This window comes from Pseudomonas baltica (genome assembly GCF_031880315.1).
In the GTDB taxonomy this organism is placed as follows: Bacteria; Pseudomonadota; Gammaproteobacteria; order Pseudomonadales; family Pseudomonadaceae; genus Aquipseudomonas.
In genome coordinates this window covers 1,171,958-1,184,727 of the sequence record NZ_CP134771.1, presented here as the reverse complement: position 1 = coordinate 1,184,727, position 12,770 = coordinate 1,171,958, and the positions used below count along the sequence as shown (strand labels likewise).

Genomic DNA, 12,770 nt, shown 5'->3' with positions numbered 1-12,770 from the left:
CAATGAATTTTCGTAGATGAGCCCTCGGGCGTACTTTGAATTCACGGCCTCAACGGCATGACTTCAAACCGAATCCCCGAGGGTACTCATCATGAACTTCAATCTTTTCTCGATCATCGCCGCTTCTGCCGTTTCCGTATCGGTGGCGCTGCCAGCCCATGCCAACGGCCAAACCAGCAGCAAACCCAGCACCACCCAAACATACACCCAGAAGTACCTGCAACAAAGCGCCAACTTCTACGCCGCGCTGGATCACAAGGTTTCGCATTGATTGATTCACGGGCAGAGAAAGTCTTATGTCTTTCCAAGGCTGTAACCGGTTTCGGTGATGCGTCATACTGACGCACCCTGTTACAAAATTAACTCTACACTGGGTTTCGGTTACAACTGCCTTGGGAATACAACAATGAAAAAGATCTTCATGCCTCTGCTGCTCGCCAGTGCCTTGGGCCTGGCAGCCACTGCTGCTGGTGCTGCCAGCCAACCTGCTCAATACGATGTGCTGATCGGCACCTATACCGGAGCGACCAGCAAGGGCATCTATCGGTATCGCTTCGACACGGCCACCGGCCAGCTCGGCGCCCAGCCGCTGCAAGTGGTCGACAGCGAAAATCCTTCCTGGCTCACCCTCAACCATGAACAGACCCGCGTTTATGTGGTCAACGAGAACGGTCCGGGGGCCAAGGACAATCTGGGCAAGGTCAGTACCTTTACACTGGACCCGCGCACCCATGATCTGAAATTCAGTGGTCAGGTGCTGAGCCGTGGCGATGAGCCGACGTTTTCCAGCCTGGCCAAGGGCGATCAGCATCTGTTTGTCGCCAACTATGCGGTGCACCCCGATCCGGGCGGCAGCCTGGCGGTGTTGCCGATCGATCGCAAAGGCGATCTGACGGAGGTGGCGCAGCAAGAGCGGCACCCTGCCTCCAAGGTCAACCCCGAGCGCCAGGCCAGCAGCCATGTGCATTCGGTGGTGTCGTCGCCAGATGGACGCTTCGTATATGTGCAGGATCTGGGCGCGGACAAGATCTTTGTCTACCACTACAACGCCAGCAAGACCAGCCAGCCGCTGACCGCCGCCAACCCGGCCTCGGTGGACCTGCCGCCAGGCAGTGGGCCGCGGCACCTGCTGTTCAGCGCCGATGGCAAGCACGCCTACCTGACCCTGGAAATGGCCGGGCAGGTGGCGGTGTTCGATGTGAATCAGGGCAATCTGGTGCGCAAGCAGCTGGTTGATCTGGCGGCCGGGCAGGATCCCCAGCACAAGGCCGGTGCGGCGCTGCATTTCTCTGCCGATGGCAAGCTGCTGTACGTCACCAACCGCGGCAAGACCAACGAGATACTGGTCTTTGCCATTGATGGCAAAACTGCTGAATTGAAAGAGCTGCAGCGCCGTTCGGTGGAAGGTATCGAGCCGCGGGAATTCAGTATCGATCCGTCCGGCCAGTACGTGCTGATCGCCAATCAGAAGAGCAACCAGATCGTGGTGGTCAAGCGTGATCCGGCCACAGGTTTGCTGGGCGCGACGGTGCAGACCTTCGCGATCGATTCGCCTTCGGATATCAAGTTCTTGCGTTGAGGCTTGAAACCCGGGCTTGCTCCTGCAATGGCGTTGGCTGAAGTGACGTCTTCGCGGGCAAGCCTTGCTCCCACAGTCCATTGTGGGAGCAAGGCTTGCCCGCGAAAGCGTTTTCGGGATTAGCCGACTTCTACCGTACTCAAGCCATTCCCCTGGCGTATCACCCTGATCTGCACCGGGATGCGTTCGTGCATTTCCTGCACGTGGGAAATCACCCCGACCTTGCGGCCTTGGGCCTGCAAGCCATCGAGGGCGTCCATGGCCAGTTGCAGCGACTCGGGATCGAGGCTGCCGAAGCCCTCGTCGATAAACAGCGATTCGATCTTCAGCGTGCTCGACGCCATCGACGCCAGTCCCAATGCCAGGGCCAGCGAGACCAGGAAGGTTTCACCCCCCGACAACGAATGCACCGAGCGCAGTTCGTCGCCCATCTCGGTGTCCATCACCAACAGCCCGAGCATGCTCCCGCCGCGTTTGAGGCGGTAGCGGCGCACCAGTTGGCGCAGTTGCACGTTGGCATGGTGGACCAGCAGATCGAGGTTGTAGGCCTGGGCGATCTTGCGGAAGGTGTCGCCGCTGGCTGAACCGATCAGCGCACTGATACGGCCCCAGCGCTGGTATTCGGCATAGGCCAGGGCGATGCGCTGCGCAAGAGCCTGGTTGGCGTCGCGTCGGCGTTGATCGTCGACCTGGCGGGCGCGCAGCTCGGCGCTGTGCTGTTCGCTGCTGTGCACGGCGGATTGCAACTGCGCGAGGGCCTGCTCGAGCTGTTCGCCGAATGCCTGAATCTCTGTGGGACTGGGCTCTGCCCAGCAAGGTGTCGGGATGGACACGGCGGGGCTTGGAGGGGTGTCAAGGATGGCTCCTTCGTCCGCCTCCACAGCTGTTGAGCCAGTCGTGGCTGGGGCAGCTTCCGCTGCCACGGCAGGGCTATGCGCTGCGGCGTGGGCCTGCAGCCGTTGCTCGCGCTCGGCGACCAGCACCTGGGCCTGTTCGATGGCTTTGTCGCTGGCCTGCAAGCGTTGCCGAAGCGCCTGCAACTGCGCGTCATCGACACTCAACAGCCGAGCCACGCCATCGTCGTCGAGCTCGGCATGGCGCGCGCGCCACTGTTCGATGTCGCCGGCCAGGGTCTGGCTTTCTTCAGTCATCGCCTGCAGGCGTTCATCGCTGCCCTTGAGTTCGGTGGCCAGTTGCAGCAACTGCCGGTCGATCTCCTGCACCCGCTGTTCGCTTTCGGTCTGGGCGGTGCGGGCTTGTTCGACCGCTTGCTGTTGATGCTGTTGCCAGTGTTCGGCGCTGGGGTGTTCGGCCAGCAGTTGCAGCAGCTGTTCGCGCACGGTCTGCAACTGAGCCGTCTGCTCGCCGAGGCGGGTTTGTAGCGCTTGCAGTTGCTGCGCGGCATTTTGCTGATGCAGTTGTTGGCGGTCGATCAGTTGCTGGCGTTCGAGCTGCTCGTTGTGTTCGTCACGATGTTGCTCCGCGCCGGCCAGGCGCTCGGCCACTTGCCGATCGAGCTGCATGAAGGTGGTGGCGGCATCCACGACCAGCCCTTCCATCCAGCTGGGCGGCAACACGGCGGCGAATGCCTGACGGTCTTCATCAAGGCGCCGCTGGTCGTTGTTCAGCTGGCTTTGCTGCTCGGCCAGTTGCTGGCTGGCGGTTTCGCTGGCCTGGGTGGCGGCGCGCAGTTCCTGCTGCAGGCGCGCGGCATCCTGTTGCAGGGTCAGCAGGGCGTTCTGGCGCACTTCGTCCTGGCGGATCTGCTGGTCGAGATGGCTCAGTTGCTGGTTCAGCCAGGCATCGCGCTGGGGCGCGTCGCGATCCAGCAATGCGCTGCCCAACGTGTGGGCTTCGAGGGTCGGCAGCAGCGCGCTGCGTTCCTGATGCAGGCGTTCCTGTTGTTGCAGCAAATCCTTCTGGCGGGCGATCACGCCGCCGACGCGCTCGCGCAGTTCCACGACCTTTTCTTTCAGGGCATCGACCTCCTGTTGTGCGCTGGCGCCTTCCTGCTCGTCGTGTACGGCCATGTCCTGCAGCAGGGCCTCGGGTTGATGCCAAGGGTGCTCGGTACTGCCACACACCGGGCAGGGTTCGTCGCTCTGCAATTGCTCGCGCAGGGTTTCGACGCTGGCGCTGCGGGCCAGGCGCTGGCGCTCGAGCAAGGCGCGGGTGACGCTCAGGGCCTGCTCGGCCACTTGCAAGGCGTCGCGGGTCTGCAAGCCTTCGCCGGTGAGTTGCTCGCGTTGCTGCTGGGCGGTGGCTTGATCTTCCTGCAAGGCGGCGGCGCGGCGGTCGAGTTCCTGCAGGCTGGCCCACAGGCGCGACAGTTCTTCGAGGGCGCGGTGTTGCTTGCGGTTGTCTTGCAGCAGGCTGGCGAGTATCTGCACCTGCTCGGCGACGGCATCCGGCTCGGTATCGGCTTCGCGGTACAGCACCTCGAGGGTACTGCGCTGGGCCGCCAAGGTCTCGCCGGTACGCTGGGCGCGCGCTCGCAATTGGGCCAGTTCGGTGCTGCCCTGGGCGAGGCGGTTGTGCACCAGCAAGTAGGCCTGCAACCGATCGCGCCAGGCGCTCCAGGCGTCGGCCAGCGGCGCCAGTTCGGCGGATTTTTCCAGCTCGCCCTGCAGCCGCTCCAGGGTGGCGGCGCTCAGTTGCTGACGGGCGAGCAGATCGTCGAGGCTTTTTTGCCCGGCCTCGGTCTGTTGGTGGTGAGTCGCGACCTGGGCTTGCAGGGCGTCGGCCTCTTGTTGCATGCGGGCCAGATCGCGCTCGGCCTCGAACGCCTGGCGCAGGCGCGGTGCCGATTCGCTTTGTTGCGCCTGGGCCGCACTCAAGGCCTGGCGCGCTTGCTCACCGGCACTTTGCAGTTGGGCTTGTTCGCTGCTCAGCCGGCGTTGGCGTTCGCGCATCTGTTGCAGCTGTTCGGCCAGGGGCGTCAACTGCGCCTGCAACACCTGGCGGCGGGCGAACAGATGGCGCTGCGGGCCCAGTTGCTCCAGCAGGCCAAGGTCGAGCCGTTCGCCGGCGAGCGCCTGCCATTGGCCTTGGGCGTGCTGCTGTTGGGTGACGGCCTCGTTGACCTGGGTGTGCAGGCGCAGAAATTCGGCCAGCCACTGGCGTTGCTGGTCGAGCTGCTTGAGTTGACCGCGCTGCGCTTCGAGTTGCTGCTGGGCTTCACTGAACTGCTGATCGAGCAGGCTGCGCTCGTCTTCGCTGAGCGGTTGCACGCCCACGGCTTCGGATTCTAGCTGGCGGTGCGCGTCCTGGGCTTCGCGTGCCTTGACGAAGGCGCGGCGCCCGAGCTGGCTGTAGACGGCGGTGTTGGTGAGCTTTTCGAGCAGCTCGCTGCGGTCCTTGTCGTCGGCCTTGAGGAAGGCGCTGAACTCGCTTTGGGCGAGCATCACGGCGCGGGTGAACTGCTCGAAATTGAGCCCCAGGCGCGCCTCGATCAGCAGCTCGTACTCGCGCTTCTGGCTGGTCAGCACTTGCTCGGCGTCGATGTCGTAGAGGCTCTGTTTGCTGTTTTGCAACTTGCCGTTGGCCTTGTCGCGGGCGCGGTTGGTTTCCCAGCGGGCGCGGTAGCGACGGCCATCGATGCCGACGAAATCCACCTCGGCAAAGCCGCTGCCGCTGCCACGGCGCAGCAAGGTGCGCGGGTCGTCGGAGCCGATGTCGCTGTCGACGTCTGGCACCTTGGTCTCGCGCTTGAGGTTGCCCAGGCGCGGCACGCTCCCGAACAACGCCAGGCAGAGAGCGTCGAGCAGAGTGCTTTTGCCGGCGCCGGTGGGGCCAGTGATGGCGAACAGGCCGGTGCTGGCCAAGGGTTCGGCGGTGAAGTCGACTTCGATCGGGCCAGCCAGGGAGGCGAGGTTTTTCAGGCGGATGGCGAGGATCTTCATGCTTCGCTCTCCAGTTGCACGTCCTGCAACAGCAGGGCGAAATCGCTCAGGGCCTGATCATCGGCGGCGCTGCCGTAGCTGTCCTGCCAGGCGCGGCTGAACAGTTCTACCGGGCTCAGCTGGCCGAGCTCGATCAGCGGGCCGTCGTCATCCTCCTGGCGGCCGCGGCCGGCGTATTCGGCGGCGATGCGCACCAGGCGCACGGCTTTGTTCTGCAGGGCGGTTTCGATCTGGTGGCGCAGGTCCGGTTGCGGTTCGTCGAGGATCACCCGCGCTTCGAGCCATGGCTGGCGCTCGGGGTCGGCGAGCAGGTCGAGATCGGGTAACTCGCTCAAACGCTTAATCAGCTCGGCCAAAGGTAAGGGACCGACGCGCATCAGGGCCACCGCGCGGGGAATGGGCAGCGCTTCGACGCTTACCAGTTGATCGTCCTGGCATTCGATCTGCAGGATCTGGTGCTTGTAGGCGATCTCGGAGAATGACAATGGGATCGGCGAGCCGCTGTAGCGGATCCGCGATTCACCGTTGACCTGCTGGGGCTTGTGCAAGTGGCCGAGGGCGACGTAGGCGATGCTAGCGTCGAACAGGCTGGCAGGCAGGGCTTCGGCGTTACCGATGATCAGGCTGCGCTCGGATTCCAGCGACACGCTGCCGCCGGCCATGTGCGCGTGGCTGATGGCAATCAGCGCCTGGTCGGGCTCGCGGCGAGCATTGGCGGCTTTGATCAGGGATTCGTGCACATGGGCAATGCCCTTCAGGTAGTCGTCGCCCAAATGCAGGCCGGTGACTTCCGCCGGGCGCAGGAACGGCAGGGCCAGGCACCAGGCGGCGACCTTGCCGCTGGCATCGGGCAGCGGCAACAGCAGACGCTCGGCGTCGAGCTGACCGTCGTCCAGCCACAGCACGCGGCCCAAGGCGTGAGTGCGCAAGCGGCGCATCAGCGGGGCGGGCAGCTCGATGCGCGAGCCGGAATCGTGGTTGCCGGCGATCATTACCATGGTCAGCTGCGGTTGCTGCTCGTGGGCGGCGACGATGAAGTCGTAGAGCCGCTCCTGGGCTTTGACCGGCGGGTTGACGGTGTCGAAGATATCGCCGGCAATCAGCAGTACGTCGGGCTGGCGGTGCTTGAGCTGGCCAAGCAGCCAATCGAGAAAGCAGCCGTGTTCGAAGTCGCGGTCCTGGCCGTGGAGGCTTTGACCCAGGTGCCAGTCGGAGGTGTGGAACAGTCGCATGGGAATCCTGTCGGGGTTCCTCTGTGTGGCGGTGATGCCTTCGCGGGTAGAGCCCGCTCCCACAGGAGAAGAATGACTATTTGGGGTAGAGCGGCGGCAGGCCGGGGTCGCCGCCTGGCGTCTGCCGCCGTTCGCTGGCCGGGATGGTGCCAATGGCGCGCCACAGCGCCTCGCCTTGCCAGAACTGCCCGGCCTCGCTGTACAGCGCGCCGTTGAGACCGTCCAGGGCATTGGACAGCGGCACGAAGCGGGCGGCCATGTCGGCCAGGGTTTCTGGCTGCTGGCGGGCCCAGGCGTCCAGCGCCTGGCGCGTGGCCTGTGGATCGTTGGCCAGGCTGGCGCGCTTGAGATCGTCGAGCAGTGTACGCGGGCTCGGGCCGGTTTGCGCGACGCGCTGGATCGCCGGTTGCGAGCGAGCGCGCCACCACAGGCCGAAGCCCAGCGCGGTGGTGCAGGTCAGCAGCAAGGTGGCCAGCTTCCACGGCCACAAGGCGCTGGCGGTGGCGCTTTGCGCGGCGGTGTCACCGGCCGGGGTGTCGACGGCCAGGCTCGGGCTGTCGCTGACCTGCAGGCTGCGCGCGGGCAGGCTGCTGTGTTCGAGGTGATCTTCGCGGGTGTTCCACCAGAGCACATCGATGGCTGGCAGGTCGATTTCGCCGCTGCGGGTCGGAACCAGTGCGGTGCGTTCTTCACGGCTGCCGATCAGGCCGCGCTCGCTGTTGGTGTTGCTCAGTTGCGGCTGGTCGGGGTAGCGGCGCAGGCCTTTGAGCTCGGCGCCGGGCAGCGGTGGCAACTGCGCACTGGCCAGGCCATCGGCCTTGATCGTGACGGTTCGGGTCAGGGAGTCGCCGACCTGGCTCTGCTCAGGTTCCGGACTCCAGCTTTCTTCCAGCGCCAGGCTGCGCGCCGGCAGCCAAGGCGCATCGGCCGGGTAGGCCGCCGGTTTGGCTTTGACTTCCAGCGGCATCTGCGCCGAGCTGACGTGGGCCAGCTTGCCCGGCTGAGCACTGGCAGGGTCGTCGGCGGCATTCATTTGCGCCGGGGTGGCGCTGAACACCAACGCTGGAATCAACAGTTCGCCGCTGCGCTGCGGGTAGATTGCGAAGCGCCATTCGATCACGCCATGGCGCACGCCATTGATGAGTTTTTCATAGGTGCGCGGCGGGCCCAGCGACTCGATGCGCGCGTCGGGGATCTGCAACGGGGTGAGGCTGCTGTCGTCATACAGCGCCACGGAGTGGTAAACGCGCAGGGTCAAGAGTGCTTGCGCCTGGACGTAGACCTGGTCTTGGTCGAGGCTGGCGTCGATGAAGATCGGCGCCGCGTTCTGTTTGCCGGGCGCATCGGCCGCCAGCACGGTGAGGGTGATGCTCTGGCTGTGGGCGTCACCCAATTGCAGCGACGGGATGCTCAGGTTGCCAGCGCGCTGCGCCACCAGGGTGATGATCCAGCGGGTGGTGGCCGGGGCGTCGCCATTGAGGCCGGTCAAGTGGTTGATCTGCCGCGTGTCGCGCACTTCGAAGTCGGCCTGCAGGGCAGAGAGGTCGGGTTTGCCGAACTGGGTGAAGTCGTCTGAAGCAAGGGTCAGCTCGAAGGTCTCACCGACGGCCAGGCGGGTGCGATCGACGCTGGCCACCAGGGTCGCGGCCTGGCTGACGCTGGCCAGCAGGGCAAGGATGACGATCGAGAGCAAGGCGCTGATGCGGCTCATTGGGGGTTGTCCTGACGCTGTTGCTGTTCGTACCAGAATTTTCTGCGAAGCAATTCTGAGGGGTGGTCGGGGATTTGTCGCAACCATTGTTCCAGGGCCTGGCGTTGTTCGCCATTGAGGTCCTGATCGGGCGGCGCGGCGGGGGCCTTGGGCGCTGGTTCCGTGGCGTCCGCCAATTGTCTGCTGTCGGGAGGCGCGTTTTTGGTCGGTGGCGTTGCCGGGCGATTGGGGGCCAGAGCGCCGCTGTTCGGATTGCTCGGTGCCGTGGCGGGCGGGGCGCTGCTGGCGGCGGGCGGGCTGTTCGGAGCCGCCGCGCCGTCATCGGCGCCCGCGGCATTGCGATTGCTGGCGCTGCTATCGGCAGTGGCCGCGCTGCTGGCGCCTTCGCCGGCACCGGCATCGGGAGGCGTCGACGGGTTGCCGTGGGCGGCCTGTTCGCGAGCTTTTTGTGCCTGCGCTTCGGCCAGCTCGCGGGCCTGGCGAGCCTTGAGCAGGCGCTGCACCAGCAGGCGGTTTTTCAGCGCCGGTTGCAGGTCGGGCTGACGTTCCAGGGCTTGATCATAGGCATCCAGCGCCGCCGCCAGGTCGCCGCTGTGGGCCAGGGCGTTGCCGCGGTTGTAGTGACCGGCCGCGGTGTCGTCTTTGGCGAAGCGTTCCAGGGCCCCGGCGTAATCGCCGGCCTCGTAAAGTGCCACGCCTTGCCAGCGGGTATCTTCGAACTGCTGCGCGGCGGCGGCCGGGCGTTGCGCTTCGAGCAGTTGCTGGCCGCGCTGATCGGCGCGCCACCACAGGTCGCTGAAGTCGAAGGCGTAGCTGGGCTGTGGCAGACACAACAGTAACGGCAGGCAGAACAACCAGCCGCGTCTTCCGGCGCAGGCAGCGAGGAACAGCAGCGGCAACAGCAGCCAGTAGCCCTGGTCTTCCCAAGTGTCGAGTTGCAGGGTGCTTTGCAGATTCTGCCGGCTGTGGGGCGCATCGAGCAGGCCCAGTTCGCGCAGGTCGAGGCTGTCGACCCGGGCCTGGCGATAATGGCCACCCAGGGAGTCGATGAAGTGGTCGAGGCTGGCGCTGTCGAGGCGCGGCAGGGCGATGCCACCCAAGGCATCCTTGAGCAGCTCGCCGTTTTCCTCGGTGACGGGCGCGCCCTCCGAGGTGCCGATACCGATCATCAACAGCGGCGGGGTGTTGCGGCCCAGGCGGCGGTGCAGGCCGTCGCGCTCCTGATCGCTCAGCGAGGAGGCGATCAGCAGCAGCCGGCCCTGGCCCAGCCCGGCCTGCTTGAGCAGCGCCAAGGCACGATCCACGGCCAGATCGGCGCGCTGGCCGGGCTCGGGCATGATCGAGGGGATCAACGCGTCGAGCAGGTTGCGGCTGGTGATCAGGTCGTCGGACAGCGGCACCAGCACGTGGGCACTGCCGGCGTAGACGATGATCGCGGTCTGCGCCTGGCCACGGCTTTCGAGCAGGTCGAGCAGCTTGCGGCGGGCGACTTCGAGGCGGTTGGGGCTGACGTCGGCGGCGAGCATTTCCGGGGTCAGCTCGAACAGCACCACCAGCGGGTCGGCTGGTTTTTGCGTGGTCTGTTCGACCCGTTGCCAGCTGGGGCCCAGCAGTGCACCGATTGCCAGCAGCCAGGCCAGGGCCAACAGCGCCCATGGCAGTTTGCTGGTGCGCCCGCTGCCGCCGCCGAGCAATACCGCATGGAAGGCCGGCGGCAGAATCGCCTGCCAGCGCCCGCTGCGCCGCGGTCGATGCCACAGGCGCCAGAGCAGCCACAGCGCCAGCGGCAACACCAGCAGCCATAGCGGACGAAACCAGAACGGCCATGGCTCGCTCATTTGTGCCTCCGCAGGCGCAGCCGATCGAGGCGTTCGCGCCAGTGCGGGGTGGCCACCGGCAAAAAGCGCCGCTTGGCCAGCAGCCGTTGCAAGGGGTTGTCCGGCCAGTGCTCGCGCAGTATCAGCAGCATGCTCAGCAGCAACGCGGCCGCCAGTGGCCAGCTGTACAACGCCTGCGCCGGGCGCGCTTCGGTGGGCTGCTGGGCCACGGGTTCAAGCAGGTCGAGGCTGGCACCGATGCGTTGCAGTTCGGCGCCGTCGCGGGCGCGGAAATAGCTGCCATTGGTGAGGCTGGCGATCTGCTTGAGGGTCGGTTCGTCGAGGTCCAGGCTCGGATTGACGCCGGGCAGGCCGATGGCGCTTTCCTGATCGGGGTCGGCGCCGATGCCGATGGTGTAGATGCGCACGTGTTCCAGTGCCGCCAGGCGCGCCGCAGTCAGTGGATGAATCTCGCCGGCGTTGTTGGCGCCGTCGGTGACCAGCACCAGCACGCGGCTTTGGGTGGGACGTTGGCGCAGGCGTTTGAGGGCCAGGCCGATGGCATCGCCGATGGCGGTGTTCTTGCCGGCGATACCGACTTGGGCATCGTCGAGCCAGGTGTGCACGGTACGCCGGTCGAAGGTCAGCGGTGCTTGCAGGTAGGCGCGGCTGCCGAACAGGATCAGGCCGACGCGATCGCCGGTGCGGTTCTCCAGAAAGTCGCCCAGCAGGTTTTTCACCAGGGTCAGGCGGCTGACGTCTTCGCCTTGCCATTGCATGTCGGGGTAATCCATGGAGCCGGACACGTCCACCGCCACCAGCAGGTCGCGGCCGCTGGCGGCGATCGGCAACGGCGCGCCGAGCCATTGCGGGCGCGCGGCGGCGCACAGCAGCAACAGCCAGAGGAGGATGTAGGGCAGTTGCTGGCGCCAGGCGGGCAGGTTGATGCGTGCGCGGCGCCCGGCCAGGCCTTCGAGTTCGTCGAGGAAACCGACCTTGAGCACCGGCTCGCCGCTGTCGGCCACGGGCAGCAGGATGCGCATCAGCCACGGCAGTGGCAGGAGGATGAAGATCCACGGCCAGGCGAGATCAAACATGCTTGCGAATCCAGGTGTCGATCGACTGATACAGGCCATTGATGGCCTTGTCGTCCAGTTTGCATTCAGGCTTGTAGACGCCCTCGACCAGAATCATCCAGCGCGTGAGGCCGGCTGCCGGGCAGCGGTTGTCGAGGAACGCCAGCCACTCGCGGCCGTTGAGCGTATGGCTGTTGGCGTTGGGGTAATGGTTGCGGCACAGGCGCTTGAGCAGGGCGTTGAGCTGTTGCAGCCACTCCCCGGCCGGGGCGCTGTAGGGCCGCGGCATGACGGCGAGCTGGGCCAGGGCTTCGAGGCGTACCGGGTCGAGAGGGAGTTCGCTGCGCTCGGGTTCGGGCGCGCGTTGCCAGCGCCCGCGCGCGCGCCACAGACCCCAGGCCAGCACGCCCACGAAGACCGGCAGCGCCCACCAGCCGGGCGCCAGCGGCCAGGCGCTGACGGCCGGCGGCAGCATCAAGGGCTGCAGTTGGTCGAGGGCGCTCACGCGGGGCTCACCGGGCGTTGTGGGTTGAGGTATTCGCGCAATTGCTCGATCATTTCGCTCTGGGTGCTGAGGGGCATCAACAGCACTCGCAGTTTTTGCGCCAGCAGCTCCCAGCGCGCCACCCGTGCCTCGCCTTGGGCACGGTAGGCCTGGCGCAGGTCTTGATTGAGGGTGTCCAGTTCCAGCCGCGCACCGCGTTGTTCGAAGCGCAGCAGGCCGGCGGCGGGCAGGGCGTGATCGAGTGGATCGGACACCGGCAACAGCAGCAGGTCGCAATGCCGCGCCAGCAGGCTCAGCTGTTGTTCGGCGGCGTCGGTCAGGGCGCGCTCGTCACACAGCACGATGGCCAGGCTGCCGGGGCGCAGCACCTCGCGGGCGCGGCGCAAGGCCAGGTTGAGGGAGTCGGGCTCGGGCCGCGCATCGGTGCTCAGCGAGTGATTGACGTGCACCAGTCGGTTGAGCAGTTGCAACAGGCTCTGCTTGCTGCGCCGTGGTTTGATCTCGTAATGCTCGTGGTCGCCATAGACCAGCCCGCCGATGCGGTCGTTGTGCTCAAGCGTGGCCCAGCCAATCAGCGCTGCGGCCTGGGCGGCGAGCACCGATTTGAACATCAGCCCCGAGCCGAAAAACAGCTGGCGGCTCTGTTCGACGAGGATGAACACCGGCCGCTCGCGTTCTTCATGGAACAGTTTGGTGTGCGGCTCCTGGGTGCGCGCCGTCACGCGCCAGTCGATGCTGCGCACGTCGTCGCCGGCCTGATAGACCCGCACCTGGTCGAAGTCGACGCCGCGCCCGCGCAGCTTGGAGTGATGCAGCCCCACCAGCGGGCTGCGCTGTCCGGGGCCGGAGAACAGCTGCACTTCGCGCACGCGATGACGCATCTCGATCAGCTCCTGGAGGCTGACGCGGATACCGGGCGCGGAGGGCAGTGAGCTAGGCATGGGGCAG

8 protein-coding genes and 2 pseudogenes are annotated in these 12,770 nt (G+C 65.9%); 2 read left to right on the top strand and 8 right to left on the bottom strand.

Going from position 1 to position 12,770, the window contains the following annotated elements:
* The first annotated feature begins 91 nt into the window (after positions 1–91).
* Positions 92–271 carry a hypothetical protein gene (locus REH34_RS05310; RefSeq protein ID WP_226506657.1) on the top strand — a complete coding sequence of 60 codons (180 nt, stop codon included), beginning with the start codon at positions 92–94 and terminating at the stop codon, positions 269–271.
* A gap of 135 nt (positions 272–406) precedes the next feature.
* Complete coding sequence (locus tag REH34_RS05305) at positions 407–1,579, top strand: lactonase family protein (protein ID WP_226506656.1); 1,173 nt, start codon at positions 407–409, stop codon at positions 1,577–1,579.
* A gap of 119 nt (positions 1,580–1,698) precedes the next feature.
* On the opposite strand, the pseudogene REH34_RS30135 reads toward REH34_RS05305, so the two are convergent.
* From REH34_RS30135 to REH34_RS05270, 8 genes and pseudogenes are all read right to left on the bottom strand, one after another.
* Positions 1,699–2,352, bottom strand: a pseudogene (locus tag REH34_RS30135) (SbcC/MukB-like Walker B domain-containing protein); the annotation flags it as partial.
* 1,731 nt (positions 2,353–4,083) lie between these two features.
* Positions 4,084–5,481 (bottom strand): annotated as a pseudogene (locus tag REH34_RS30130) (AAA family ATPase); the annotation flags it as partial.
* On the bottom strand, positions 5,478–6,713 hold the full coding sequence (locus REH34_RS05295) for an exonuclease SbcCD subunit D C-terminal domain-containing protein (RefSeq protein WP_311970995.1): 1,236 nt from the start codon (positions 6,711–6,713) through the stop codon (positions 5,478–5,480). The pseudogene REH34_RS30130 and the gene REH34_RS05295, both read right to left, overlap by 4 nt.
* Before the next feature lie 76 nt (positions 6,714–6,789).
* Positions 6,790–8,424, bottom strand: a complete 1,635-nt coding sequence (locus REH34_RS05290) for a BatD family protein (protein WP_311970994.1) — start codon at positions 8,422–8,424, stop codon at positions 6,790–6,792.
* The gene (locus REH34_RS05285; RefSeq protein WP_311970993.1) at positions 8,421–10,262 is read right to left on the bottom strand and encodes a VWA domain-containing protein; all 1,842 of its coding nucleotides are present in this window, start codon (positions 10,260–10,262) and stop codon (positions 8,421–8,423) included. Before REH34_RS05285 ends, REH34_RS05290 begins: the two co-directional genes overlap by 4 nt.
* A complete protein-coding gene (locus tag REH34_RS05280) occupies positions 10,259–11,338 on the bottom strand; it encodes a VWA domain-containing protein (protein WP_226506651.1) in 1,080 nt (359 codons plus the stop codon). Before REH34_RS05280 ends, REH34_RS05285 begins: the two co-directional genes overlap by 4 nt.
* Complete coding sequence (locus REH34_RS05275; RefSeq protein ID WP_226506650.1) at positions 11,331–11,822, bottom strand: DUF4381 domain-containing protein; 492 nt, start codon at positions 11,820–11,822, stop codon at positions 11,331–11,333. Before REH34_RS05275 ends, REH34_RS05280 begins: the two co-directional genes overlap by 8 nt.
* Entirely contained in the window at positions 11,819–12,763 is a 945-nt protein-coding gene (locus REH34_RS05270; RefSeq protein WP_226506649.1) for a DUF58 domain-containing protein, read from the bottom strand. Before REH34_RS05270 ends, REH34_RS05275 begins: the two co-directional genes overlap by 4 nt.
* Positions 12,764–12,770: the final 7 nt, after the last annotated feature.